Here is a 25,519-nt window from a genome sequence, read left to right as displayed (position 1 = left end):
GGATCGTGTCACAGGCCGGCGGTCGAGCAGCGAGGTCTCGACTCGGCTCGACCACCACTGCGCGATCAGTCGAGACCCACACGCGTCAGCCGCGCACCGCTGCCGCCAGCCCGTCGAGGGTCTCCGGACCCAGGTCCGTGCGCGCGAACCACCACCAGCCGGGACTCGAGCCGACCTGCGTGTAGTCGTCGCCGAGCCCCTCGAGCAACCAGTCGTAGCGGGCACCGGGGCCGACGGTGACGACGGTCGGCGCCTCGTCGCGGATGTAGTCGGCGTACCCCGCGAGCCCGCCGGGCCAGGTGTCTTCCACGTACTCCTCGAGGCCGAGCCGGAACATCTGGTGCTGGGTGGGGTTGGTGCGGCCGGTGAGCACGAGCACCTGCGGCGCCTCGACCGAGATCACGGTCGCGTCGTCCGGCAGGACGGCGAAGGCCGCCGCCACCTCCTCCTCCTGCTTGGGCAGCATCCGCTCGCCTTCGTGCCGGGACCAGTCCTGACCCAGGTAGCCCGCGATCAGCACCCACGCGGTCGCCAGGACCGCGGACGCGCGCCAGGTGGCGTACGTCGCCACGAGCGACACCAGGCCCGCCAGGCCGAGCGCCGCGAACGGCACCAGCATCAGGGCGTCGGCGTACCCGTTGAAGACCCGCCAGCTCCACGCGACGCCGACGACCGTCGCCACCGCGAACGCCACGCGAGTCCGCGCCTGCTCGGAAGTACGCCGGCGTCGCAGCGCGAGCTCCATGGGAGCGAGGAGCACGAGGAGGACGAGGCCGGCGAGCACGAAGTCGAGGCTCCGCCCGAAGCCCTCGACGATGCCCTCCCACTGGTTCTCGAGGTCGTCGTAGAGGCCGGGCTGGTAGGTGTAGGTCAGGTGGATGCGGACGAACCCGTCGAGGAAGTCGTCGACCGCGCCGACGAGCACGAAGTAGAGGACCGTCAGTGCCGTCGCGGCCCCGCCGCCTCCCACGATCGCAGCGACGCTGCGCCAGCGAGACCCGCGCGGGGCCAGTACCGCCGCGAGCACGACGGCGGCCAGGGCGGGGAAGAAGACGGGCTGCCAGGTGAGCGTCGTGAGCGCCACGAACGCGCCGGCCCACCACCACCGGCGGTGCACGGCCGCGAGCAGTGCCAGCTCGAGGAGCAGCATCATCGTGGTCTTCTCGCGTGGGCCGCCGGTGGCGTAGGTGATCACGGCCGGGATGCAGACCAGCAGCGCGGCGGCGGTGAGCCCGGCCGACCTGCTGCCGTCGTACAGGTCGCGGCCGAGGAGGTAGGCCACCCACACGCAGAGCGCCGACAGGACCAGGAACAGCACGCGCTGGCCGAAGAGGTCGTCGGCGCCCGTTTCGCCGCCGACGAGCCGGGCCAGGGCGGCGCCGAGGCCCGGGACCAGGTGGGCGAAGGGACCCGAGCGGTTCATCACGCCCTCGTAGGGCGGCACGCCGTCGGCCACCTGCTGGCCGGCGTAGGAGTAGAGGGCAAGGTCGCGGGTCAGCAGGCCTTCGAACCGGTGCAGGGCGAACAGCACGAGGGCGGCGACGGCGACGAGCGGGCCGACCGGGTCGAACCTTCGCCGCGCGCCTTGGGGGGCGTCAGCCTCCATCGAGGTCGGCGATGACGGGAGCGTGGTCCGAAGCGCCGTGTCCGGCACGTTCGTCGATGTCGATGAACGCATGGTGAACGCGCGCGGCCGCCGACGGCGAGCCCAGGATGAAGTCGATGCGCAGTCCCCGGTTGCGCTCGAAGCGCTGCCGGTAGTAGTCCCAGTAGGTGTAGACGTCCGGGCCGGGCGTGTGCGGACGCACGACGTCCACCCAGCCGTCGTCCAGGAACGCCTGGAACGCAGCACGTTCGGGGGGCGTCACGTGGGTCGACTTGGCGAACTGCGCCATGTCGAAGACGTCCTCGTCGCGGGGCGCGACGTTCCAGTCGCCGACGATCACGGCGTCGGCGTCGAGCCACTGCTGAGCCTCCGCACGCAACGTGCGCAGCCACTCGAGCTTGTAGTGGTAGTGCGGGTCGTCGGGCTTGCGCCCGTTGGGCACGTACACCGACCACACGCGGACGCCGCCGCACACGGCGCCGATCGCTCGCGACTCGGCGGCGACCGGCTCGCCGTACCCCGGCATCCCGTCGAAGCCGACCTGCACGTCCTCCAGGCCGACCCTGCTGATGATGGCCACGCCGTTCCACTGGTTGGTGCCGGCGACGGCGACGTCGTAGCCGAGGGCCTGGAGGCCCATCAACGGCAGCTGGTCCTCGCGGGCCTTGGTCTCCTGGAGGGCCAGCACGTCGACGTCGTGGCGCTGGACGAGTGCCTCGACCCGGTCGATGCGCGACCTGAGGGAGTTGACGTTCCAGGTCGCGATCCGCACGGCACCGAGACTAGCCACAGCGCCCACTGGCCGGGCTAACGTGCCCTCATGAGCTCCAAGTCCCGTCCCCAGTGGCTGTCGCCCGACATGGCGGCGTACATCTCCGCCCGCGCTCCGCAGCCCGACCCGGTCCTCGCCGCACTGATCGAGAGGACCCGCGAGGAGACGGGGGGCGCCGCGACCATGCAGGTGTCGGCGTACCAGGGGTCGGTGCTCACCGTGCTGACCCGGGCGGTCGGCGCGCGCCGAGCCCTTGAGATCGGCACGTTCACCGGTTACTCCTCGACCTGCATCGCGCGCGGGCTCGCCGATGGAGGCTCGCTGGTGTGCTGCGACGTGAGCGAGGAGTACACCGCGATCGCTCGGGACGCCTGGTCCGCCGCGGGGGTGGCCGACCTGATCGACCTGCGGATCGCGCCCGCGATCGAGACGCTGGCCACACTCTCCGCCGACGACCCCTTCGACCCCTTCGACCCCTTCGACCTGGTCTTCATCGACGCCGACAAGGGCGGCTACCAGTCGTACGTCGACGCCGTCGCGCCCCTGATGCGTCCCGGTGGCCTGCTCCTGGTCGACAACACGCTGTGGTCGGGGAGGGTGCTCGAGGCCGCCGATGACGACGAGACCACCGCGGTGATCCAGCAGTTCAACGACCGCCTGACCGCCGACGACCGGTTCGACAGCGTGATCTTGCCGATCAGCGACGGGATGACCATGGCCGTGCGCCGCTGAGGCGTCGCTCCTGGGTGGTCCATACCGCCGCCAAGTGATCGTTGACCGGCACTTCGGTCCCGGGGAAAGTCGCGCCATGAAGCGACTTTGGTCCCCTGCAGCAGCGGCCGCCGTCCTCGTCGTCGCCACCGCGAGCCCGGCAGCTGCCACCGTCTCCGTGTCGGGCGGCACGGTCCAGAGCGACAACAACGGCGACACGGTGACGCCCTTCTGCCAGACGGGCAACCTGAGCGCCTCGGGTGCCGCTGCCCCCGGGAGTCCGTGCAGCACGCTGGAGTCGTTGACGGTGATCGGCAACGGGGGCACCGACACCATCGACCTGTCCGAGGTCACGTCGGCCGCGTTCCCCGTGCTCACCCAGGTCACGATCCGCGCCGACGAGGACCTCTTCACACAGACGCCCGCGGCGGACACCGTCTACGGATCGCCCTTGGGAGACCTGATCCGCGCAGACACGCTCGACACGATCTCGGGTGGCGAAGGATCCGACCTCCTGATCGGCGGTCTCACGTCGGGTGGCGGCCTCGGCGACGACACGATCGTCGAGCTGCAGTCCAACGGCGTCGGCTCCGGAGGTCCTGGTGACGACCGGTTCGTGAACTCGCTCACCGCCGGAGGCGTCGACGGCGGGTCGGGGACGGACACCTGGGAGTGGGACTTCGACAAGGGCGTCGTCGGTGTGGACGCGACGATCGTCGTGACCGCGAACGGTGTCACGTTCACCGTCGACGGGACGACGCTGCCCACCAGCACGATGACCGGCTTCGAGCAGCTCTACTTGACGCTGATGCGCCAGGGCACGCACGTCTTCGACGGTTCGGCGTTCCCCGGTCGCCAGCACGTGCGGGGCTTCGCCAGCAACGACACGATCGTCGGCGGCGCCTTCGACGACACGCTCCTCGGCGGCGCGGACCAGGACACGCTGACCGGCAACGGCGGTGTCGACCTGCTAGAGGCCGGTGATGGTGACGACACGGTCCAGGCGCGCGACGGGGTGGCCGACCGGGTCGACTGCGGGGCAGGTAACGACACGGTGGTCGCCGATGCCGTCGATGTGGTGGTGGCTTGTGAGGCGGTGCAGCTGCCGCCGGTTGCGGTGCCGCCTGCCCCGCCTGCTCCCGTGGCGCCGACGACGGGCGTGGTGAAGGGTCCGGACTCGGTGACGAAGCCCGGCAAGGGGAAGTTCAAGTTCTCGTCACCGTCGGCGGGTGCGACCTTCGAGTGCAGGCTGGACAAGAAGGCGTGGAAGGCCTGCACGTCGCCGTACACGGTGAAGACCAAGAAGCTCGATCCGGGCAAGCACAAGCTGTCGGTGCGGGCGGTGGCCGGTGGGCTCAAGGACGCGACTCCGTCGAAGAAGACCTTCAAGGTCAAGACCGGCTGAGCGGTGCTGGACAGGCCCGAGGCGATCGGGCCAGGGTGGGCGGATGCGACTCAGACTCGGGATCCTGACGGCACTGACCCTTCTCATCGCGCCGACCGTGTCCGCGACCGCGGCCGGCCAATCTGACGAGGTGAGAGCCCAGCACATGTCACCGCCCTCCTGGAAGCACGTGGACATCAAGACCAAGCAGGGCTTCCGCGGGCTCGCGGCGGTCGACGCGACCACCGCGTGGGTCGGCGGCAGCGAGGGCGGCGTGTGGCGCACGACCGACGCCGGCAAGACCTGGGACAAGGTCGGGCCGGAGCTGAAGAAGCCGCTGCTCTTCCGGGACGTCGAGGCCGTCGACGCGAACACCGCGCAGGTCCTCGCGATCGGGCCGGGCCGCCAGTCGCGGATCTACCGGACCACCGACGGCGGTGCGACCTGGGCGCGCACGTTCACCAACCGCGACCAGGCCGCGTTCTACGACTGCATGGCGATGTACGCCGACGGCGTCCACGGCCTCGCGATGAGCGACCCGGTCGACGGCAAGTTCCGCATCGCCAGGACCGAGGACGGCGGCCTCACCTGGTCGGTCTTGCCGCGCAAGGGGATGCCGAAGGCGGTCGAGGGCGAGTTCGGCTTCGCGGCGAGCGGCACCTGCCTGGTCACCGCGGGCGAGAAGCACGCCTACTTCGCCAGCGGCGGTGGCGCCAGCCGGATCTTCTTCTCGAAGGACTGGGGCACGACGTGGAAGGTGAAGAGGAGCCCGATCCCGGCCGCCGAGGCCGGCGGCGTCTTCTCGCTCGCGTTCAAGGACGCCAAGCAGGGGCTGGCCGTCGGCGGCGACTTCACCGACCCGGACAACGGCGAGCGGATGTCGGCGTACGGCGCCCGCCTGCGCTGGACGCGAGGCGGCGACCTCGGCGGCTACCGCTCCGGTGTGGCTTGGCTGCCCGGCAGGAAGCCGGTGGCGGTCGCGGTCGGACCCACCGGCAGTGACGTCACCCACGACGGTGGCAAGACGTGGAAGCCCTTCGACAAAGGCTCCTTCGACGCCGTGATGTGCGCCGCCGACGGCAGCTGCTGGGCCTCGGGCGCCGAGGGAGCGGTGGCGATCCTGCGCCACTGAAGAACCACCCGGACGGGTGGTCGACGCACGACCTCCGCAGGGCCCACCCCGACCAAGGTCGGGGTGGGTTTCTTGTTACGTTCGCACCATCTCTCGGGCCGCGGCTCTCGTCGCGGAAGAAGCTCCACAGCAGTGCCTCACCGGCAGGGTCCGACAAGACCCGCGCGCCGTGCCGAGGCGTGTCGCTGCGTTGGGTCGCGGGTCGACAGATGCACCACGCAAACGAATCCACCCACACCCAACAGGAAGAAGTGGCGCATGTTGCGCAGTCGTATCTGTCAGATCGGAGCGGCAGTGGCCGGTCTTGTGGTCCTCGGCGCCGGCCTCACGGCAGCCCCGGCCGGCGCTGATCAGGGGGCCGACGTCGCCGAGGCGAAAGCATCGACCGATCGCATCCCCTCCTTCAAGGAGTTCAAGGCCGACACCTTCAAGGAGAAGGGCGGGCCTTGGATCGTCAACGGCGACGAGCCGGTCAAGACGAAGAAGGAGCTCAAGGCGTACTACCGGATGATGCGGGGTTGGGACCATTCGCTCATCGTCAACACCGTCGGGGGCTACCTCGACGCGTGGAGCTCCTCCCGGGCCAACAACCTCACCTACTGCGTGAGCACGGCCTTCGGCTCCAACTACAACGTCGTCGTCAACGCGATGAACCAGGGCGCAGCGCTCTGGGAGAGCGCCGCCAACGTGAACTTCACGCACGTGTCGACGCAGGACGGCAACTGCTGGACCGGCAACAACACCGTGCTGTTCTCCGTCGAGCCGACCTCGACCAACCAGTACATCGCCCGGGCGTTCTTCCCGAGCAGCCCCGACAGCCAGCGCAACGTGCTGGTCAACGCGGTCTCGCTGCAGAGCAGCGGCTCCTGGACGCCGGGCAACATCCTCGGCCACGAGCTCGGCCACACGCTGGGCTTCCGCCACGAGCACACCCGACCCGAGGCCGGCACCTGCTTCGAGGACAACAACTGGTACGCCCTGACGCCCTACGACAGCGTCTCGATCATGCACTACCCGCAGTGCAACGGCGGGTCCTCGGACCTGCGGTTCTCGGGGTACGACGCGCAGGGCGCGGCGTACCTGTACGGCGGGTGACGACCGCGTCCGGGACGAGGGCCGCCTAGGGCCCGGCGCACCCGACCGACGCCCCCACCCGCCGTCGCGGCGGGTGGGGGCCTCGGCCTGTCCACCAACCGACCGAACGGTCACTATCGTTATCGTTTCGTTACCACCGCCGGATAGCGACACTTTCGTAGTGGTGGTTTGACTTTCCCCTGCGGCCCCCCCGTCGCCCGACGGTCTCCTACGCCATCTCGTGGCTGTATCTGTTCGGGGCCGCTTCATCAGGAGGAAATGCATGAAGCGCATGCGCACTCTCGGGATCGCCGCCGTCTCGGCGGCCTTGCTCGCGCTGACCCTCGGGTCGACGACCACCACTGCGGAGGCCAGCACGGCCAAGGACCGCAAGGTGCCGACGTTCAAGGAGTTCGAGAAGTCGACGTTCCAGGACAAGACCGGCGTCTACGTCGTCAACGGGGACGAACCGGTCCTCGACAAGAAGGCACTGAAGGCGTACTACCGCTCGATGGTCGGCTTCGAGCAGGAGCTGATCGTCAACACGGTGGGCGGCGTGGACGACGCCTGGACGAACAACGGACAGAACCTGCTGACCTACTGCGTGAGCACGAAGTTCAGCCGTGACTACGCCGCCGTGGTCAACGCGATGGCCGCCGGTGCCGCGCAGTGGGAGGCGGCGGCCAACGTCGACTTCACCTACGTGCCGGCGCAGGACGCCAACTGCACGACGCGCAACAACAGCGTCGTCTTCTCGGTCGAGCCGACCAGGACGCAGCAGTACATCGCCCGTGCGTTCTTCCCGAGCTATCCCAAGAGCGCCCGCAACGTCCTGGTCAACGCCAGGTCCCTGCAGACCAGCGGATCGTGGACGCCGTCCAACATCCTGGCCCACGAGCTCGGCCACATCCTCGGCTTCCGCCACGAGCACACCCGGCCCGAGGCCGGCACCTGCTTCGAGGACAACAACTGGCGCGCGCTGACGCCCTACGACCGGGCGTCGATCATGCACTACCCCCAGTGCAACGGCTCCTCGAGCGACCTGAGCATGACCGCCACCGACCGTCAGGGCGCGGCCCTGCTCTACGGTCCGTGACCTAGCGGTCCTGATCCAGGAACGGCGACAACAGCCCGGGCGTCGCGGCGTTCGCGAGAGCGACGCCGAGACGCTCGGGCACGTCGCGCACGACGACCTTCTCCGCTCCTGCGGCCGTCGTCGCGACCAGCGTGGCCAGGCCTGCCCGGCGCTGGAAGAGGTTCTGCTGGACGACCCAGCCGATGACGCCCTCGATCTCGAGGGCGGTCCTCGTGCGGGTCCAGCTGCCTGAGCCCGCCACCAGGTGCCCGCGCGTCATCGCGTGCCCGAGGTGGGCGTACTCAGCCTCGGCGGTGAGCGCCCCGGTGACGGCGCAGAGCGCGAACACCAGCACCGGCAGCCACCAGCCCAGGTCGAGCACGGCGGTCGCCGCGATGGCGGCCGCGGTGAAGACCAGGGTCCCCCACTGCTCGCGGACGTGGCAGCGGCGCCGGGCCGCGGGTCCGTGAGGGACGAGGGGGAGGCGCAGCGGGGCGTCGTCCTCCAGGAGGGCGCCGCCCACGCCGGTGGCGACCTCGACCGGGCACGGTGGGAGGACCTTCGTCACGCCGCTCTCACCGACTCCGGTCGCCAGCGTCGACAGCTCTGCGCCGCCGACCACGCGCAGCAGCACGGGCTCGTCGAGCTCGACACCACGGATCCTGGCCTCCTCGACCGTGGTCGAGCGAGTGGTGAAGAGACCGGCGGTGAGGCGCAGGTTGCCCAGCTGGCCGGGGCGCCGCCCGGGCTCGCGGGCCAGCACGAAGTCCCACCACTGCAGCGCGTAGCCCGCCACCGAGATGGCGGTCCAGGCGAGCGCACCGGCGACCAGCGCCACCAGCACCACCAACCAGATCGCGAAGCCAACCACCCAGTTCCAGCCGCTCTCGAGGCTGTCCTGGTCGAGGAACGGCAGCGAGTCGCCGAACTGGCTCAGGACACCCACGGCACCGGCGACCACGGCCAGCCTGGACAGGCTGAACGGCGCGAAGCGGAGCCAGGCCCAGTCGATCCGCACGAGCACGGTCTCGGGGTGCCCGTCGGCGAGGACGTCCTGGAGACGCACGGCGTCGTCCGCAGGGTCCTCGGCGAGCGCGGCCGACCGGCGGGCAAGGAGCACGCGCCGCAGCTCCTGCGACTGCGGCGCTGCGAGCGCGTCGAGGTTGATCCGTGTGTCGTCCACGCCGGTCCCGATCTCGACCTTCGCGAGGCCGAGCAGGCGGTGCAGCAGGGAGGACTCGAGGTCGACGCTGCGGATCCGGTCGAGGGGAGCGGTGAGCTGCGTCTTGTTGACCAGGCCCGAGTGCAGCTGGAACTGCGTGTCGGTGATCCTGAAGCGGGTCGTCAACCAGGGCAGCGAGCCGATCAACACCGCGCCGACCCCGGCGACGGGCAGCATCCACAACGGCCAGTCGCCGCTGCTGCTGCGCACGCCGACGATGCCGATGACCGCGGGCACGAGGAACTGCCGGAGCACCTTCACCGGGTGGACCAGCAGCATTCGCGCGTCGAGCCGCTGCCAACCCTCGTCGGGGGTCGGCTGGGTCATCGGTTGGGTCATCGGTTGGGTCACGTCGCGTCGCCCTCGGCGGCGGAAGTGATCTCCGTGAGCTCGCCCACGACGCGACGCGCGACCTCGTGGTCGAGGCAGTCGATGCTGATGGGTCCGGCCGCCGAGGCCGTGGTGATGGTGATCGAGCTCAACCCGAAGACCCGCATCAGCGCGCCCTGGTGGGAGTCCACCGTCTGGACGCGGTTCAGTGGTGCGATCCGCTGCTCGCGGGAGAGCCAGCCGGACCTGGTGAAGATGGCGTCGGGCGTCACCTCCCAGCGGTGGATGCGATAGCGCAAGGTCGGCATCACGACGGCGTACGCCGCCGAGACGGCCACGACCGCCACGGCAATGAGGACCGCCCACCACGGGTGGGGGGAGAGGAGGTACCAGACGATCGCCGCGACCACCCAGAAGGTCAGGTTGATGCCGGCCCCGACGCGCCAGTAACCGATCGCACGCGGCGAGACCTGGTGGGCGGGCTCGCGGAGCGCGGCGTCGATCGCGGGACGGCTGCTCACGATGACGACCCTACGGCTCCGCCCTCGTACAGTTACGCCACGTGGCTCTCACCATCGGCATCGTCGGACTGCCCAACGCGGGCAAGTCGACGCTCTTCAACGCGCTGACCAAGAACGACGTCCTCGCCGCGAACTACCCGTTCGCCACGATCGAGCCGAACGTCGGCGTCGTGGGCGTCCCCGACGACCGGCTGGCCAAGCTGGCCGAGATCCACGGGTCGGCCAAGATCCTGCCCGCGACCGTGGAGTTCGTGGACATCGCGGGCATCGTGCGCGGCGCATCGGAGGGCGAGGGCCTGGGCAACAAGTTCCTCGCGCACATCCGCGAGTCGGCCGCCATCTGCCAGGTGACGCGGGTCTTCCGCGACGAGGACGTCACCCACGTCGACGGCAAGGTCGACCCCGCCTCCGACCTGTCCACCATCTCGACCGAGCTCGTGCTCGCCGACCTGCAGACGGTCGAGAAGGCGATCCCGCGGCTGGAGAAGGAGGCCCGCGGCAAGAAGGAGCTCGGCCCGGTGCTCGCCGCGGCCAAGGAGGCGCTCGAGGCGCTCGAGGCCGGCACCCCGATCATCGCGACGACGATCGACCGCGACCTGATCCGCGAGCTGTCCCTGCTCACCGCCAAGCCCTACCTCTACGTCTTCAACTGCGACGCCGACGAGCTCGCCGACGAGGCTCTCAAGGACAAGATGCGCGAGCTCGTCGCGCCGGCCGAGGCGATCTTCCTCGACGCGAAGTTCGAGGCCGAGCTGGTCGAGCTGGGTGATGACGACGAGGCCCGCGAGATGCTGGCGGAGATGGGCGTCGACGAGCCCGGGCTCGACGTCCTCGCCCGAGTCGGCTTCGACACCCTCGGCCTGCAGACCTACCTCACCGCCGGCCCCAAGGAGACCCGCGCCTGGACGGTCCGCAAGGGCGCCACCGCCCCCGAGGCCGCAGGCGTGATCCACACGGACTTCCAGAAGGGCTTCATCAAGGCCGAGATCGTGTCGTACGACGACCTCGTCGCCCTCGGTTCGCTCCAGAAGGCTCGCGAGGCCGGCAAGGTCCGCATGGAGGGCAAGGACTACGTCATGCAGGACGGCGACGTCGTGGAGTTCCGCTTCAACGTGTGAGTAGGCGCGGTTGCGCGCTGCCGTCGTCCCCTTGAACGCGAGGAGCAGGCTCAGGGCGCGATCAGGCCGGCCCGGACGGCGTACCGCGTGAGCTCGGTGCGTCGCGCATCCCGAGCTTGGCAATCACGGTCGCGCAGGTGCTTCTCGACGGTCTTCACGCTGATCACCAGCGCCGCGGCGATCTCGCGCGATGAGTGCCCCTCGGCGACAGCGTGACCACCTAGTCCTCGCGCTCGGCAAGCGCCGCGCGCGGGATCCGCTCGCCGCGTCGGAGTCGCTCGACGTAGTCGCGCACCAGCGCGCTCGCCACCCGGCGTAGAGGAAGGACTCGGTGTGGCGGGTCCCGCGCGGGTGAGGAATCTGCGTCATAGGCTGAGCAGGAAGCCCGTCACGAACCCGGCTGCGCTGGCCAGCGCGATGGCCGGGCCGCCCTCGCCGAAGGCCTCGGGGGCCAACGTGTCGATGACCGAGGCGAGTACCGCGCCACCGGCAAAGGCGAGGGGATAGGCAAGTGCTGCTGGGTCGAGCCCGGCGAAGAGGTAACGGCCGGCGAACACCGACCCGGCGAGCAGCACGGTCGCGGCGCACCAGACGCCGACGACGAGCCTCGGGCTGCGTCCGCGGTCGACCATGCTGCGCGCGCCGGTCAGGGCCTCGGGGAAGTTGCTGACGAAGACGGCGACGAGCAACGCGAGGCTGGCCGTGCCGTTGAGAGAGACCCCGAGGGCGGTGTTCTCCGGGATCCCGTCGAGCGTGACCCCGGCGAGCAGCGCCAGGCCTGCGGCACTTCCCGAGGTGCGGCGGTCCAGCCACGTGTCGGCGAGCACGAAGACCAGCGCACCTGCCCCGAACGACAACCCGGCCCGCCACGCACCGCCTCCTTCGTAGGCGGGCTCGAACAGCTCGAAGGACGCGGACACGATGAGCGCCCCAGCCGCGAAGGCGAGCACGGACGCCACCAGGCGCGGCGGTGGCTGCCACCGAACGCCGACGACGGCACCGACGAGCAACGGCAGGGAGGCGCCGGTGGCGTAGAGGACGGTCGTCCACATCAGGTGAGGTCCTCGTCCAGGGTGATGACGACCTTGACGTCCTCTCCGGGGCCTTCGAAGGCAGAGAGCGCGTCGTCGAGCGGGACGGTCGTGGTGATCAGCCGGTGCAGCCACTCGCTGTCAGCGGCGGCTAGGGCCGTGGCGGCGGCCTGGTAGTGGCGCAGGTTGGCGTTCACGGATCCGATGACCGCATCGTTCTCGAGCACGAGAGTGCGGTTGAGGCCGCTGGCGTCCAGGCTCAGCGTGCGTCCGCGCGGGGACACCCCGGTCAGGCAGACGATGCCGTAGGACGCGGTTCCGGCGATCGTGTCCAAGACGACCGACCCTGCGCCGGTCGCCTCGATGACCACGTCGGGTCGCGCCCGGGCGACGACCTGGTCGACGCTCGTGTGGTGGTAGGTCGCGCCGAGGTCGCGGACAAGGTCGGGCTTGACCCCGTCGGTGACTCGGTCCAGGACGTGCACGTCGAGGCCGCGCTGCACGCCGATCATCGCTGCCAGCAGCCCGATCGGTCCCGCGCCGGTGACGAGCACCCTGCGGGGGTCGAACCAAGCACGCTCGCCGACGCGGACCACCTGCTCCCACGCCTTGGCGACGACGCTGGTCGGTTCGGTGAGGACCCCCGCCAGTCCGAGGGCGTCGTCCACGCGCACTGCGTACTGCTCGGGGACCGTCCACCACTCGCTGCCGAAACCGGGCAGCTCCTTGATGCCACGCTCGGTATAGCGGCCGTTGCGGCACATGTCCCACTCGCCGACCGCGCAGGCCCCGCACGGCTCGGGATCGGGGCGGCGTACGACGCCGATGACGAGGTCCCCGCGGCCGAACGAGCTGCCGAGGGGCGCCTGCTCGACACGACCGAGGGACTCGTGGCCCAGCACGAGGCGCTGGTGTCCGGGCGGTGCCCAGCCGTAGTCGCCGCGAGTGATCTCCTTGTCCGTGCCGCAGACCCCGATCGCGAGCCCGCGCACGAGGAGCTCGCCGTCGCCCGGCGCGGGGTCGGGTAGCTCGTCCAGGCGCAGCGACCCGGGCGTGCCGGGCTCGACGGTCAGTGCTCTCATCGGTCCTGCCCGTCGGTGGCTGTCGCGACGGCCTCGGTCTCATGGGCTGCCGCGTTGAACGCGCGCAGCACCTGGATGGCGGGCCGCCACGTCTTCGGCGGCATCGCGTCGACGACGACGCGCAGCTCGCGCAGCCGGTGCTCGCTGACAGCGTCCAGCACGCGCAACCCGGCCGTCGTCGCCTCCACGACCGAGGCCCGACGGTCGGTCGGGTCGGTCACCCGCTGCACGAGACCCTGCTCGGCGAGGCGGGCGACCAGCCGGCTTGCGTTGGACTGGTCGACCCCCAGGTCGTCGGCCAGGGCCCCGATCCGGCGCGGCCCATCGGCGGACACGAGGACGAGCAGTCGGTGCTGCGGGACCGTCAACGGGACCGGGGCCGCCGCGACGGACCTCAGCGACATCCCCAGCAGTGCCCGGCTGGCGGTCATGAACGCCGTGGCGGCGGCTTCTGCGTCGGTCATAGTGCTCCGTTCCTCCTGGGTGGGCCGTCGAGCGAGGCACCACGCGCCACACCCCTGCGGGGCTGCAGGAGGCTTCGCGACCGTGTCACACTCCAAGTATATGCGGCACAGCATATAATTGGGCGAGGTGCAGAGGAGCGTCGACGTGAGCGACCGGATCGCCGACATCTACGGGACCCGCACGCCGCACTCACGGGGCACCGTCTGGCCGGCCCGCGTCGACCAGTACCTCGACGAAGGCGTGCGCGAAGGAGACGTCGACAGGTGGGTGCAGTCCGCCTGCCTGCTGTGCAGCAACGGCTGCGGTGTCGACATCGCCGTGCGCGACGGCCGGATGGTGGGTGTGCGTGGCCGTGCGACCGACGTGGTCAACCACGGACGGCTGGGCCCCAAGGGTCTGTACGGGTCGACGCCGTGGGCCAGTGCCGGTGACCGGCTGACCCGGCCGCTGGTGCGCGAGGGCGGCCGGCTGGTCGAGACCGACTGGCAGACCGCCATGGACCGCATCGTGCACCGATCGACGTCACTGCTGGAGGAGAAGGGGCCGCTGAGCCACGGGTTCTACACCTCGGGCCAGTTGTTCCTCGAGGAGTATTACGCCCTCGCCGTCATCGGGAAGGCAGGCCTCGGGACACCTCACATGGACGGGAACACCCGTCTTTGCACCGCCACCAGTGCAGCGGCGTTCAAGGAGTCGTTCGGCGCCGATGGTCAGCCGGGGTCGTACACCGACATCGAGCACTGCGACGCGATCTTCCTCTACGGCCACAACATGCCGGAGACCCAGACCGTGCTGTGGGCCCGCATCCTCGACCGCACCCGGGCCGAGGACCCCCCAAGGATCGTGTGCGTCGACCCTCGCCGGACCCTGGTAGCGCTCGAGGCGGAGCGCACGGGCGGGGTCCACCTCGCGCCCAGAGCAGGCACCAACCTCGCCCTGATGAACGGGCTGACCCGCGAGCTGTTCGCCAACGAGTGGGTCGACGACGCATGGGTGGGCGCCCACACGATCGGCGTGGACGACCTCCGCCAAGTCGTCGAGCCGTGCACGCCGGAGCACGTCGCCGCGGTGTGTGGAGTCGACGCGGACGACCTGCGCCGCGCCGCCCGCATCTTCGGCGAGAGCGACAACGTGCTGTCGACGGTGCTGCAGGGCTTCTACCAGTCCCACCAGGCCACCGCCGCCTCCGTCGCCGTGCACAACCTCCACCTCTTGCGCGCGATGATCGGGCGGCCCGGTGCGGGGGTGCTGCAGATGAACGGTCAGCCCACCGCGCAGAACAACCGCGAGTGCGGCGCCGACGGCGACCTCCCGGGGTTCCGCAATTGGGACAACCCCAGGCACGTGCAGGAGCTGGCCGCCGCGTGGGACGTCGACCCCATGGTCATCCCGCACTGGGCGCCGCCGACCCACGCCATGCAGATCTTCTCCTACGTCGAGACCGGCTCCATAGAGTTCCTTTGGATATCGGCAACCAACCCGGCCGTGTCGATGCCGGAGTCGGCGCGGATCCGACGGATCCTCGGTGGCGAACAATGCTTCGTGGTCGTGCAGGACCTCTTCCTCACCGAGACCGCCGAGCTCGCGGACGTCGTGCTCCCGGCCGCCGGGTGGGGGGAGAAGACCGGATGCTTCACCAACGTCAACCGGACGGTCCACCTCTCGGAGAAGGCCGTGGACCCACCGGGCGAGGCTCGCAGCGACCTGGACATCTTCGTGATGTATGCCGACGCGATGGGGTTCACCACCAGCTCAGGCCGCCCGCTCATCGAGTGGCGCACGCCCGAGGAGGCGTTCGACGCCTGGAAGGCCGTGACCGGAGGCAGGCCGGTCGACTACACCGGTCTGTCCTACGACAAGCTCCGCGGTCCCACCGGGATCCCGTGGCCGGTCAACGACGAGCACCCCGACGGCACGGACCGCCTCTACGCCGACGGCGTCTTCCCCACCGACACCGACTACTGCGAGACCTACGGCCACGACCTCGCCACCGGCGGCACCGTCACCGAGACCGAGCACCGCGCGCTACGACCCGCCGGCCGCGCCTTCCTCAAGGGAGCGCCATACACGCCTCCGCACGAGGAGCCGTCGGCCGACTACCCGCTGCGCTACACCACCGGCCGCACCGTGTACCACTTCCACACGCGCACCAAGACAGGCCGCTCCGGGGACCTCAACCGCGCCGCACCCGACGCGTGGGTCGAGATCTCGCCGACCGACGCGGACGATCGCGGCATCGCCGAGGGGGACTGGGTCCGCGTGGAGTCCCCGCGCGGGGCGATCGAGGTCTGCGCGCGGGTCGGCGACGTCATGCAGGGCGCGGTGTTCGCCCCGTTCCACTACGGCCACTACGAGCCGAGCGCGAAGGACGGGGGAGGGGGACATGACGACGCCGACCACCGGCTCGCCAACGAGCTCACCATGACCGTGTGGGACCCGGTGTCGAAGCAACCGACCTTCAAGACCGCTGCCTGCCAGGTGACCCGTCTCCGCGCTGGGGACGCCCCCGCCCCGGCCCCGACCACCACCGCGTCGGCCCCCGCCGTCGACCGGGGGCCGCGTCGCAGACCCGTCCCCACCAGTGGGGGCGGCGCCACGTCGAGCACCGTGCTGACCGACATCCCGAGCTACCCGCTCGACCCATCGCGCGAGGACCATTGATGCCGCACCTTACGACGTACATCGGGCTCGCGGACCACAGCGAGCGGACCCTCGCCGAGTCGTTCCGCACGGTCGCGCAGGGCCACGCGCGCGTGGCCGACGTGTTCCACACCTGCCACCTGCTGGCCGGCTGGGCCGACGACAACCGGCGTGCCCTCGCGCCCGTGATCGCGCGCTACGGCGAGGCCGACGTCGACGAACCCGCACGGTTGCACGTCGCGGGGCTCGTCGAGGCCCGGAAAGGCGAGATCGGGCTGGTGCGCGACCTGCAGGACCTTCACGTCCTGGCCATCCTGGTCCAGACGACCTGGACCGTGATCGCCCAGGGAGCGCAAGGGCTGCGTGACCACGAGCTGCTCCAAGTCGCCACCAGCTCCAACGCTCAGACCTCCCGCCAGCTCACCTGGCTCACCACCCGGATGAAGGTCGCGGCACCCCAAGCGCTCCTCGTCGCCCCGTGACGTCGCGTTGAGCCAGTTGATCATCGATCTCCTAGGGAGGAGTTGTGCACCTGATGCTTGGCGACCGTCCCGAGCACCTGATCTGCATGCACGTCTGTATCGGCTAACTGCATCACCGAGGTCTGGGTACACCACACTGTCGACCGGGACAGCGTTGCCGTAGCAGATCGTGTGACGGAAGCTCTGCCGACCAGGCGCCCGTAGCGACTTCGACCAAACCCGTCGCCCGGCGTGACCACAGTTCGTAGTAGACCGATGCATTCAGCAATGAGGAGATCCCATGCAAAAAGAGTCGCTCACGGCACTTGTTCGTCACCATCTTGAAACGGCCTCGACTTCGTCCAGCGGGCGCAGCGCTCACACGATCTATGGGGGCCACGAACGTGTACTGCGCCAGACGCTCGTCGCCCTCCGAGCGGGGAGCAACCTCGACGAGCACGAAAGCCCCGGCGAAGCCACCCTTCAGGTTCTCCACGGTCGCGTCACTCTCGTGGCCGGGAAGGATCGATGGAACGGATCACCCGGAGACCTGATCGTCATCCCCGACTCCCGCCACGCGCTCGAAGCGGTCGAAGACTCGGTCGTTCTTCTGACCGTAGCCGTGCGAATCCGATGACTTCACACACGTGGCGCCTTCCGTGCGGACCGCCGGAGTCGAGCGCGAACGTCTTCAGTCCCGCCGACCTGGTCCGCTCCTCAGTGATCCCCGAGGACGCCATCTGACTGCGATGAACGCACGTCCCGCGGTCGGTCGTCTCGCAGATCGAGGCTAGTGCGGAGCTGCGTCCCGATCAGCGAGCACCCCTGCGTGCGAAACTCCGAGCGTGGCGGATGGACTCCGTGATCGCGTCGGCCGTGCTGTCGAGGGGCTGACGCCTGGCTACTTCGCGCTCGTGATGGCCACGGGCATCCTGTCGGTCGGGATGCACCTTGAGCGCTACTACATCTTGTCCGCGGTGCTGTTGGGCGTGTGCTGCTCAGCGTTCGTCGTGCTGTTGGCGTTGACCGGCTGGCGGCTGGTCGCCTACCGGAGCGCGGTGGTCGAGGAGTTCACCGATCCGCGCCGGGGGTTCGGGTTCTTCACATTCGTTGCCGGCACCAATGTGCTCGGGGTCCGACTGGGGCTTGCTGGCCTGCACGAGGCGACCGCGGTGCTGCTCGTCCTCGCGGGTGTCGCCTGGCTGGCCCTCGGCTACGTGGTGCCCTGGACCGCAGTGCTGGGTCGCCAAGAACGCCCCGTGCTGGCTACCGCCAACGGCGCCTGGTTCATCTGGGTGGTGGCCAGCCAGTCCGTCGCGGTGGCGGCGGCCACCATCGAACCGGTCTTCGACCCCGTGCGACGCGAGCTCGCGGTGCTGGCGATCATGTCGTGGTCGGTCGGAGTGTTCCTGTACGGCGCGACCGGGATACTGGTCTCGCTGCGGCTGATGCTGTACGAGTTCGGCCCCGAGGAGCTGACCCCGCCGTACTGGGTCTCGATGGGCGCCCTGGCCGTCACCGTGCTCGCCGGCGCCCGGATCGTGGAGATGGCCGATGCGCCGATGGTCGCGGTCACCCGGGACCTGATCGCGGGACTGGCCGTGGTGTTGTGGGCGTTCGCAACCTGGTTGATTCCGGTGCTGGTCGCGGCAGGCTGGTGGCGTCACGTCCGGCGCCGGGTGCCGCTGCGGTATGAGGCGACGCTGTGGAGCATCATCTTTCCGCTCGGCATGTACGCCGTTGCCGGGATCTACCTGGGCCGGGCCGACCACTTGCCGGTGGTGGAGGCAGTGGGCCGCGCCGAGCTCTGGGTGGCGTTCTCTGCGTGCGTCCTGGTCTTTGCGAGCATGCTTGTGCACCTGTTCCGAACCGTCGTCGCTCCCACCAGCCCGCACCCGCCTCCGCTGGAGGCCAAGGTCAAGGGCTGACCCGGAACAGCCCGTGGGCGCCGCGTTCGGCGTCGATCATCAGGTGCGAGACGAACGGGTAGTCACCGGGTTCGGGGAAGCTGAGCTCGACGAACCCACCTTGGGCGGGCTGCAGTCCGAGGCTCTGGGCCCCGCCGTTGCCGCGTCGCAGCAGGTAGGTGCCCTCGGCGTAGGTGGTGTCGAACTGGCCACCGACCACGTGGAACGAGGTCGGACGGTTGGGGCCGGCGTCGAGGACCCACACCCGGACCCGTTCCCCGACTCGCGCGGTCAGAGGGGCGTGGTCGTACTGGTTGGCGAAGCCGTTGAACACGACCAGGTCCGGGTCCTCGGCGGCCAGCTTGGTGACGTCGACCTCCCCGCCCTGGTTGCCGAGGTACAGCTCGGACTGCACCAGCAGGTAGCTGCGGTCCACTCGAGGCAGGTGCGGTGGCTCGATGACGACCGCGCCGAAGAGACCGTTGGCGATGTGGGCCGACATCGGCATGGTGGAGCAGTGGTACATCCACACCCCCGCGCGCGTGGCGCGGAACCGGTAGGTCAGTGACTGACCGGGTGCGAGGGTGCGCATCGGACGCTGCGGGGCGAGTGCCCCGGCGTGGAAGTCGATCGAGTGACCGACCGACCCGTCGTTGGTCAGGGTGATCTCGAACCGGTCTCCGACCCGCCCGTGCAGCACCGGACCCGGGGCGGTGCCGCCGTAGGTCCACAGTCGCTGGGTGACCCCCGGGGCGACCTCGCGTACGACGTCTCGGACCACGAACGTACGCCGGTGCACACGGCTTCTCGGCAACGTCGGCAACGGCGGCAAGGCAGCGTCGTGGTCCGCCCAGCCCGGTGACGGATCGGCCATCAGATCCAGGTTGTCCGTAGCCGAGGTGGGCTCGGTATCGCCGGTCTCGTCGGTATCGGCGTGGGACGGGTCGCCGTCGTTCCCGCCTGGCCCGTGCTGGTGGCCGGCGTGACCCCCGGACGACCCGGCTTCCGTGTCAGGCGCGTCAACGGCGCCGGTGACGTGGACGGTGAGGACCATGCCCATCTGCTTGTGGCCGATGACCGAGCACCAGCCGTCGAGGTCGCGGCCCACCACTCCGACCTCTACGCGTGCGGTCTGACCGGGGGAGAGTCGGCCGCTGTTGGCGCCGGTCTCGAGGACGAGGTCGTGCACGTCCTCCCCGTCGGTGTTGGTGAGCACGATTTCCAGTCGGTTGCCGGCCGGCACCGAGATGGTGGCCGGGGTGAAGCGCATGTCGTGCGCCGCGACCTCGACGGTGGTGGTCTTGCCGGTTGCGGTGACACCGGCCGCGGCCGAGGCGGTGTTGCCGCCGATGGCGGCCGGGTCGACTGCGACGCCCGCGGCAACCGCCATGACCACGAGGGCGACTCCGGTCGCGGCGAGGCCGGAGACCTGGCCAGCAGGTCGGCCGAGCGGAACTCGCCGGCTCTCTCGGGCACTCGTCGGGTGCGCCTTCGCGGAACGCGAGGCCCGCACGGCGAGAAGCAGCAACGGCAGCGTGGAGGCGAGGGCGACCAGGACGAGGATCGAGGCGAGCACCCGGACGGTGCTGGGCACGGGCAGTGCGCACAGCAGCAGGCCGGCGTTGGTCACCACCAGACGCAGCGGTGCGCCGCGGTCCAGGACCTCGTTCGCCGCCCGGACCGTCGTCGGCCCTCCACCGAGGGCGACCGGGACCAGGTAGGACAAGGCCCCGAGGAGTACCTGGGCAGCGAAGCCCGCGGCCAGGAACGGCGTCAGCCAGCCGAACACCTCATGGACCCGAGGCCAGGAGGACGCGGCGCCGATGCCCGCACCGAGAGTGATCAGGGTGACGACCAGCCAGGTCAGCCCGGCCAGGACCGACCAGGCCGGGAACTCGGCGGGCGGTTTGCGGCGCAGGGCGTCGACGAACGCCGGTGCGGTGAGCAGCAGCCCGGTCACGTATCCGGCGATCCCGATCGCGGCGAGTGGACGCAGGCCCGCGGACGCGCCGCTCGCGGTCACCAGCACCGAGCAGACCAGCACCGGGAGCGCCCGGGCCGCGGCCCGCTCGGCGCCCGCGGCGATCCTGGTGCGCAGCATGGTCGGCCACAGGGTGACCAGCGTGCCGACCACGGTGAGACCGACCCAGCCGAGCAGGTTCACCGCCGCGTGCGCGACGACCAGCCGGGTGTGCCAGGGATCGGTGAGGCCGCGGGCGAGCGCGGTGCCCAGGCCGGCGCCGACGGGCAGGAAGCAGGCTGCGGCCACGTAGTAGCGCACCGAGGGTCCGAACCGGGCCGGCAGGGCCGCACGCAGCCGGCGCAGGATCGTCCAGCCGTGCCACAGGACCGCGGAGCCGACTGCGGTCGCACCGAGCAGAGTGAGGGGCCAGACAGCGGAGGGGACGCCGATCACGACAGCGATGACGCCACCGTTGAGCAGCAGCAGCCGCCGGTTCTGGCCGCGGCGGTCCTCGTGGGCCGAGTGCAGCAGCGCGTCGGTGAAGTACCGGCTCCAGACCAGGATGGCGTGGCTGACCGCACCGAGCATGAGCAGGTGGATCATCAGCCAGCGTGGCGCCGGTACGAACGGGTGCACGAGTGCCACCACGACCGTGGCCGTCAACCAGACCAGCACCGGCAGGTCGCGCAGCGGCCAGAAGCCTCGGCTGCCCTGCCTGCTCACCACCGCCTGCTCACCACCGGCCTGCTCAACGCGGGCCCGCTCACGAGGGCTGCTCATGCCGGGCTCCGGGTGCCGCGGATCGCGCATCCCACCGCGACGGCAACGAACGACAGCACGGCCACGATGTTGAGGACGCCGCCGGTGACCCAGGCGCCGTGGCTGCCGAGGGCGTCGCCCACCCACAGCCGCAACGCCAAGGAGCCGTGCAGGAGCACGGCCGGCGCGATGAGGGCCGGGTGGTAGGGCAGAGGCCGGCGCAGCACCGCAGGCAGGATCACCGGAGCGTGGGCCATGATCATCGACAGCGTGAACCCGAGGAACACCGCGTGCAGCACCGCGTCGTAGCGCACGCCGTCGGTCGCCGGACCGCCGAGCATCCAGATGCCACCGGCGACGCCGAGCCAGCAGTACCCAGCCAGCATGCAGCCGGCCATGTAGCGGGGGAGCCCTCCCTTGTGGCCCGAGTTGTGGCCCGAGTTGTGGCTCGAGTTGTGGCTGGAGTTGTGGCTGGGGGCGTGGATGGTGCGTCGGGCGACGTCGTGGGTGGCGAGCCATCCGGTCAGGATGAGTAGTGCCGCTCCGAGCAGCGCCGTGCCCGGCCGCGGCCACAGCAAGGCGGCCACGATCCCGGCCAGCAGCCCCGAAGCGAGGAGCACCAGGATGCTGCCGGCCGAAGGGTCCATCGCGATCCGGGCGAGCTCGAGCCGCTCACCGGCGATGGTCAGCACGACGAACCCGACCAGCCACGGCGCCAGGTCCGGCACGTCGGTCCCGCCCAGCCACAGCACGGCGGCACCGAGGGCGAGCACCGCTCCGAGGGTCTGGACCAGGACCGCGTCGTCGCGCTGTCGACGCCACAGCGGCAGGTACAGGCAGACCAGCGCGGCGGCACCGGCCGCGAGCAGACCTCGGCCGACCACGAGCGGTGCCGGCGAGAGCAGCACCAGGGCGCCCAGGCCTAGCAGCGCAGGGGCGACGAAGCCGAAGCCGCGGCGCAAGGCAACGGCTCGTTCGAGCGCGATCAAGGTGCCCACGAAGCCCAGGACCATGAGCATGCCGTGCACCTCGGGCAGCCGGTCAACGCGCACCGGGGCAGGCAGGTCAAGGAGCATCAGCGCGGCGTCCAGACCAGCCAGCAGGGCGATCCCGGCGGGAAGCAGCAACGCGACCCGAGGCACCAGCGACGCCTGAACGCGAGGAGCGTGGCCGGCGCCGAGGTCGCTACCAGGGCTACTGGGGCTGGGCTGGCGGGTGGTGGTGGTACTCATCGGGTGCGCCGCATCAGGTGCAGGCGGCAAGCGCCGGGCTCCGCGAACGGCAGCAGCTCGGTGCCGTCGGGGTCCGCGCCGTACTCCTCGAGTGCGCCTTGGGCGAGCCCGAGGTGCACGCCGCAGACGACATCCGGGTACTGGTGGGCCGCCTCCAGCAACGGGCAGCGGGTCAGCCGAACAACCGAGCTGCGGGCGTCGGCCTGGGGAGCGAACCCGACGTCGTCGAGCAGGGAGACCACCTCCCGCCTGGCCGCGACCGCGCTCGGTGCCGGCCCGGCGCCGCGCTCGCGTGCGAGCTCATGCCCCCACTCCCGCCCGGCGGCGACCGCGTCCTCGCTCGGTGATGCGCTGGTCCGGTGGATCGCCGCTGCCAGCGCCGCGGCGAGCCCGGCGTACTCAGGGGCAGCGGCCACGTCGCTGCCGGCGGCCTCATAGAGCCAGGCGGGCCGTCCGCGGCCAGCCGGCGCCGCGGGGTGGCGGTGAGCGAGGCCCTGGCGCACCAACGCGTCGAGGTGTTCGCGGACCGTGTTGGCATGCAGGCCGGAGATAGCCACCAGCGCCGCGAGGGTCGTCGGCTCGGTCTGCACCCGGAGTGTCTCCAGCAGCGCCGACCGCGACCTGGACAGCGGCGCGCGAGCGCGGCCAGCGCCTGGACGGGGACCGTATCCCGACGTCATCTGCGAGGGTGTCGAGGGCCGATTATTTTCCACGGAGCAAAGTGTAATAAAATCAGCGCCGACGCGCCAAAGCAGCCACTCAAGGAGACCCCAGAATGTCCGAACTCGTCATCGCCTCGAATCAGGAAGACGCCCACGCCGCCGAGGCGGTCAAGCAGCACCACGCCGCCCTGGCCGGCGCCCTGAACCTGCACACCGAGACACTGTTCACCGCCGCGACCGCAGGCGGCCCTGCCGCAGCCGAGCAGGCCCGCCGGGACCTGGTGGATTGGTGCGAGCGCGAACTCGTACCGCACGCCCTGGCCGAGGAGCAGGCGCTGTACCCGGCCGCGCAGGCAACCATCGAAGGACGCCTGCTCGTCGAAGCGATGCTCGGCGAGCACGGCGTCATCACTGGACTGGTGCGCGAAGTGGCGGACTCGGCGGACCTGCTGCGAGCCGCCGGGTCGGCCGCGGCACTGCGTGCGATCTTCGACTCCCACCTGACCAAGGAGAACGACCTGGTGGTGCCGCTGCTGGCCGCGACCCCCGGCGTCTCGCTGCATGACCTGCTCGGTGGCATGCACCAGCTGCTCGGGGAGGCGGCCGAGACCGCCACCGCGGGCGGCGATCCCCTCGACACCGGGTGCGGTGGCCACACCTGCTCCTGTGGCGAGGTCGACGGCCCTGGATATCCCGAGCTGGACGTACGCTCGATCCCACACGCGATCCGACACGCGACCATCTTCGGGGCGTTGGAGTCCGTCCGGCCGGGCGCCGGCCTGGAGCTGGTCGCACCCCATGACCCGCTGCCGCTGCTCGACCAGATCAACCAACGCTGGCCAGGAGCCTTCGCGGTGGCCTACACCGAGCGCGGCCCCGAGGCATGGCGACTCACCCTGGCGCGGACCGATGCGTGAGACTGAAGCCATTGGCAACACGAGCAACATCCGCAAGGGTGAAAGCCACGACGAGCTCGGGAGGACGACGAGCATGACGGCACCGATGGAGGAATCGACACCCGCCGACGGTCGTGCCCGCGAGCCGGTCGTCTCGCCGTGGCTGATGCTGGCCATGGTGACCCTCGGGTTCGCTGTCAACTTCTGGGCCTGGGCGCTGATCAGCCCGCTCGGCCCGCTGTTCCGCGACAAGGGCACTCTCGGGACCCTGAGCGAGTCCGACGTCGCACTCATGGTGGCCGTCCCCGTCATCGTTGGCTCGCTGGGCCGGGTCGTCGTCGGTGCCCTGACCGATCGGTACGGCGGACGGGTGATGTTCCCGATCGTCTCGAGCCTGACCATCGTCCCGATCCTGTTCATCGCCTTCTTCGCCCTCGACTCCTACGCACTCCTGCTGGTCGGTGGGTTCTTCCTCGGCATCGCCGGAACCGCTTTCGCGGTCGGGGTGCCGTTCGTGAACGCCTGGTTCCCCCCGGAGCGCCGTGGCCTCGCGATCGGCATCTTCGGAGCGGGCATGGGCGGGACCGCGATCAGCGCCCTGACCACCGTGAAGCTCTTCACCAACGTGGGCTCCAAGGCGCCGTTCCTGATCACCGCGACAGTGCTCGCGGTCTACGCGATCGCCGCCTGGCTCATCCTGCGCGATGCGCCGGGCCGCACCATCCCGACCACGTCACTGTTGACCCGGCTCTCGGCCAACGCCCGGCTTCCGATCACCTGGCAGGCATGCGCGCTCTACGCGGTCGCCTTCGGCGGATACGTCGCGTTCTCGGTGTACTTGCCGGCCTACCTCAAGACCGACTACGCGCTCACCCCGGCCGACGCGGCGAACCGGATGGCCGGCTTCGTGGTGGTCGCGGTGATCATGCGCCCGGTCGGGGGATGGCTCTCGGACCGGATCGGGCCGATCCCGGTCCTTGCCGGCGGGTTCGCCGTCGTGGCGGTGGGGGCGGGGGTCGCCGCGACCCACCCCCTGCTCGAGCACGTCGGGACGGTCGCGTTCCTGGCCATGGCCTCCGCCCTCGGTTCCGGCAGCGGCGCCACGTTTGCGCTGATCGCGAAGGTCACCGATCCCTCCCGGGTTGGCGGGGTGACCGGTCTGGTGGGCGCCGCAGGCGGGCTCGGCGGGTTCGTGCCGCCGCTGATCATGGGCTACGTCTACGGCCGCACCGACTCCTACGCGATCGGCCTGTGGATGCTGTCAGTGACGGCGGTGCTGACCTTGATCTTGACCCTGACCGTGGTGCGTCGCACCGAACGCGCGCACGACGCCGTCCCACCCCGACCGAGCCCGGCTTCTCGATAACGTCCATCGAAGACCCTCCATCCCCGACGTCAGGATGAACCAGTGAGCACAGAGGTCCAGCCCGAAGAACAACAGGACGGGCACCAGGACGGGCACCAGGACGGGCACCG

At 70.4% G+C, this 25,519-nt stretch carries 20 protein-coding genes and 2 pseudogenes; 12 read left to right on the top strand and 10 right to left on the bottom strand.

All coding sequences use genetic code 11. The features are described 5' to 3' along the window. Positions 1–85 precede the first annotated feature (85 nt). Complete coding sequence (locus ABD295_RS15065) at positions 86–1,606, bottom strand: glycosyltransferase 87 family protein (RefSeq protein ID WP_344304602.1); 1,521 nt, start codon at positions 1,604–1,606, stop codon at positions 86–88. After that, complete coding sequence (locus tag ABD295_RS15060; protein WP_344304601.1) at positions 1,596–2,378, bottom strand: exodeoxyribonuclease III; 783 nt, start codon at positions 2,376–2,378, stop codon at positions 1,596–1,598. Before ABD295_RS15060 ends, ABD295_RS15065 begins: the two co-directional genes overlap by 11 nt. A 48-nt stretch (positions 2,379–2,426) precedes the next feature. On the opposite strand from ABD295_RS15060, the gene ABD295_RS15055 reads away from it, so the two are divergent. From ABD295_RS15055 to ABD295_RS15035, 5 genes are all read left to right on the top strand, one after another. After that, a complete protein-coding gene (locus ABD295_RS15055; protein WP_344304600.1) occupies positions 2,427–3,110 on the top strand; it encodes an O-methyltransferase in 684 nt (227 codons plus the stop codon). Between the two features lie 76 nt (positions 3,111–3,186). After that, the gene (locus ABD295_RS15050; protein ID WP_344304599.1) at positions 3,187–4,494 is read left to right on the top strand and encodes a calcium-binding protein; all 1,308 of its coding nucleotides are present in this window, start codon (positions 3,187–3,189) and stop codon (positions 4,492–4,494) included. 43 nt (positions 4,495–4,537) lie between these two features. Then, positions 4,538–5,605 carry a beta propeller repeat protein gene (locus tag ABD295_RS15045; RefSeq protein ID WP_344304598.1) on the top strand — a complete coding sequence of 356 codons (1,068 nt, stop codon included), beginning with the start codon at positions 4,538–4,540 and terminating at the stop codon, positions 5,603–5,605. 258 nt (positions 5,606–5,863) lie between these two features. Next, positions 5,864–6,700, top strand: coding sequence for a M57 family metalloprotease (locus tag ABD295_RS15040; protein WP_344304597.1), 837 nt, complete (start codon positions 5,864–5,866; stop codon positions 6,698–6,700). Between the two features lie 262 nt (positions 6,701–6,962). Further along, complete coding sequence (locus ABD295_RS15035; protein ID WP_344304596.1) at positions 6,963–7,775, top strand: matrixin family metalloprotease; 813 nt, start codon at positions 6,963–6,965, stop codon at positions 7,773–7,775. Between the two features lies 1 nt (position 7,776). Here the strand turns inward: ABD295_RS15035 and ABD295_RS15030 are convergent, their stop codons facing one another. Beyond that, positions 7,777–9,303 (bottom strand): PH domain-containing protein, encoded by a 1,527-nt coding sequence (locus tag ABD295_RS15030; protein WP_344304595.1) that lies wholly within the window; start codon positions 9,301–9,303, stop codon positions 7,777–7,779. Positions 9,304–9,323: 20 nt separating this feature from the next. Then, positions 9,324–9,827 carry a PH domain-containing protein gene (locus ABD295_RS15025; protein ID WP_344304594.1) on the bottom strand — a complete coding sequence of 168 codons (504 nt, stop codon included), beginning with the start codon at positions 9,825–9,827 and terminating at the stop codon, positions 9,324–9,326. Positions 9,828–9,868: 41 nt separating this feature from the next. Here ABD295_RS15025 and ychF point away from each other — a divergent pair, with 41 nt between their 5' ends. Beyond that, positions 9,869–10,945, top strand: a complete 1,077-nt coding sequence (gene ychF, locus ABD295_RS15020; RefSeq protein ID WP_344304593.1) for a redox-regulated ATPase YchF — start codon at positions 9,869–9,871, stop codon at positions 10,943–10,945. 365 nt (positions 10,946–11,310) lie between these two features. On the opposite strand, the gene ABD295_RS15015 is transcribed toward ychF, so the two are convergent. From ABD295_RS15015 to ABD295_RS15005, 3 genes are read right to left on the bottom strand one after another with little or no spacing between them, the layout of a single operon-like run. Next, a complete protein-coding gene (locus ABD295_RS15015) occupies positions 11,311–11,997 on the bottom strand; it encodes a ZIP family metal transporter (RefSeq protein ID WP_344304592.1) in 687 nt (228 codons plus the stop codon). Continuing rightward, complete coding sequence (locus ABD295_RS15010; protein ID WP_344304591.1) at positions 11,997–13,058, bottom strand: glucose 1-dehydrogenase; 1,062 nt, start codon at positions 13,056–13,058, stop codon at positions 11,997–11,999. Before ABD295_RS15010 ends, ABD295_RS15015 begins: the two co-directional genes overlap by 1 nt. Beyond that, positions 13,055–13,522, bottom strand: a complete 468-nt coding sequence (locus tag ABD295_RS15005; protein WP_344304590.1) for a MarR family winged helix-turn-helix transcriptional regulator — start codon at positions 13,520–13,522, stop codon at positions 13,055–13,057. The genes ABD295_RS15010 and ABD295_RS15005 overlap by 4 nt, the downstream gene beginning before the upstream one ends. 145 nt (positions 13,523–13,667) lie before the next feature. On the opposite strand from ABD295_RS15005, the gene ABD295_RS15000 reads away from it, so the two are divergent. The 3 genes from ABD295_RS15000 (at position 13,668) to ABD295_RS14990 (ending at position 18,552) form a co-directional block, all read left to right on the top strand. After that, positions 13,668–16,184 (top strand): molybdopterin oxidoreductase family protein, encoded by a 2,517-nt coding sequence (locus ABD295_RS15000; protein WP_344304589.1) that lies wholly within the window; start codon positions 13,668–13,670, stop codon positions 16,182–16,184. Then, positions 16,184–16,645: a hypothetical protein gene (locus ABD295_RS14995; RefSeq protein WP_344304588.1), complete on the top strand. Its 462-nt coding sequence runs from the start codon at positions 16,184–16,186 to the stop codon at positions 16,643–16,645. Before ABD295_RS15000 ends, ABD295_RS14995 begins: the two co-directional genes overlap by 1 nt. A gap of 824 nt (positions 16,646–17,469) precedes the next feature. Further along, entirely contained in the window at positions 17,470–18,552 is a 1,083-nt protein-coding gene (locus ABD295_RS14990; RefSeq protein WP_344304587.1) for a tellurite resistance/C4-dicarboxylate transporter family protein, read from the top strand. Here ABD295_RS14990 and ABD295_RS14985 read toward each other — a convergent pair. The 3 genes from ABD295_RS14985 to ABD295_RS14975 form a co-directional block, all read right to left on the bottom strand. Then, positions 18,542–21,274 (bottom strand): multicopper oxidase domain-containing protein, encoded by a 2,733-nt coding sequence (locus tag ABD295_RS14985; RefSeq protein WP_344304586.1) that lies wholly within the window; start codon positions 21,272–21,274, stop codon positions 18,542–18,544. The two genes, ABD295_RS14990 and ABD295_RS14985, sit on opposite strands and share 11 nt — an antisense overlap. Next, positions 21,271–22,395 (bottom strand): hypothetical protein, encoded by a 1,125-nt coding sequence (locus ABD295_RS14980; RefSeq protein ID WP_344304585.1) that lies wholly within the window; start codon positions 22,393–22,395, stop codon positions 21,271–21,273. Before ABD295_RS14980 ends, ABD295_RS14985 begins: the two co-directional genes overlap by 4 nt. Before the next feature lie 86 nt (positions 22,396–22,481). Next, positions 22,482–23,165 (bottom strand): helix-turn-helix transcriptional regulator, encoded by a 684-nt coding sequence (locus ABD295_RS14975; RefSeq protein WP_344304584.1) that lies wholly within the window; start codon positions 23,163–23,165, stop codon positions 22,482–22,484. Between the two features lie 95 nt (positions 23,166–23,260). Between ABD295_RS14975 and ABD295_RS21250 the strand changes: the two are divergent. From ABD295_RS21250 to ABD295_RS14965, 3 genes and pseudogenes are all read left to right on the top strand, one after another. Continuing rightward, a pseudogene (locus ABD295_RS21250) lies at positions 23,261–23,671 on the top strand (hemerythrin domain-containing protein); the annotation flags it as partial. A 129-nt stretch (positions 23,672–23,800) separates the two neighbouring features. Next, a pseudogene (locus ABD295_RS21245) lies at positions 23,801–24,064 on the top strand (DUF2249 domain-containing protein); the annotation flags it as partial. A gap of 73 nt (positions 24,065–24,137) precedes the next feature. Continuing rightward, entirely contained in the window at positions 24,138–25,409 is a 1,272-nt protein-coding gene (locus ABD295_RS14965; protein WP_344304582.1) for a nitrate/nitrite transporter, read from the top strand. The last annotated feature ends 110 nt before the right edge of the window (positions 25,410–25,519 follow it).

The sequence above is a fragment of the Nocardioides bigeumensis genome, assembly GCF_039531755.1.
Taxonomy (GTDB): Bacteria; Actinomycetota; Actinomycetes; order Propionibacteriales; family Nocardioidaceae; genus Nocardioides; species Nocardioides bigeumensis.
This window is presented reverse-complemented; position numbering and strand designations above follow the sequence as displayed.

What these genes read in the sequence shown, in the direction of transcription:
- ABD295_RS14965 (WP_344304582.1), top strand. Translation starts at nt 24,138, where the DNA reads ATGACGGCACCGATGGAGGAATCGACACCCGCCGACGGTCGTGCCCGC.
- ABD295_RS15010 (WP_344304591.1), bottom strand. Translation starts at nt 13,058, where the DNA reads ATGAGAGCACTGACCGTCGAGCCCGGCACGCCCGGGTCGCTGCGCCTG.
- ABD295_RS15065 (WP_344304602.1), bottom strand. Translation starts at nt 1,606, where the DNA reads ATGGAGGCTGACGCCCCCCAAGGCGCGCGGCGAAGGTTCGACCCGGTC.
- ABD295_RS14975 (WP_344304584.1), bottom strand. Translation starts at nt 23,165, where the DNA reads ATGACGTCGGGATACGGTCCCCGTCCAGGCGCTGGCCGCGCTCGCGCG.
- ABD295_RS14995 (WP_344304588.1), top strand. Translation starts at nt 16,184, where the DNA reads ATGCCGCACCTTACGACGTACATCGGGCTCGCGGACCACAGCGAGCGG.
- ABD295_RS15055 (WP_344304600.1), top strand. Translation starts at nt 2,427, where the DNA reads ATGAGCTCCAAGTCCCGTCCCCAGTGGCTGTCGCCCGACATGGCGGCG.
- ABD295_RS15030 (WP_344304595.1), bottom strand. Translation starts at nt 9,303, where the DNA reads ATGACCCAGCCGACCCCCGACGAGGGTTGGCAGCGGCTCGACGCGCGA.
- ABD295_RS15005 (WP_344304590.1), bottom strand. Translation starts at nt 13,522, where the DNA reads ATGACCGACGCAGAAGCCGCCGCCACGGCGTTCATGACCGCCAGCCGG.
- ABD295_RS14985 (WP_344304586.1), bottom strand. Translation starts at nt 21,274, where the DNA reads ATGAGCAGCCCTCGTGAGCGGGCCCGCGTTGAGCAGGCCGGTGGTGAG.
- ABD295_RS15045 (WP_344304598.1), top strand. Translation starts at nt 4,538, where the DNA reads ATGCGACTCAGACTCGGGATCCTGACGGCACTGACCCTTCTCATCGCG.
- ABD295_RS15050 (WP_344304599.1), top strand. Translation starts at nt 3,187, where the DNA reads ATGAAGCGACTTTGGTCCCCTGCAGCAGCGGCCGCCGTCCTCGTCGTC.
- ABD295_RS15040 (WP_344304597.1), top strand. Translation starts at nt 5,864, where the DNA reads ATGTTGCGCAGTCGTATCTGTCAGATCGGAGCGGCAGTGGCCGGTCTT.
- ABD295_RS15035 (WP_344304596.1), top strand. Translation starts at nt 6,963, where the DNA reads ATGAAGCGCATGCGCACTCTCGGGATCGCCGCCGTCTCGGCGGCCTTG.
- ABD295_RS15015 (WP_344304592.1), bottom strand. Translation starts at nt 11,997, where the DNA reads ATGTGGACGACCGTCCTCTACGCCACCGGCGCCTCCCTGCCGTTGCTC.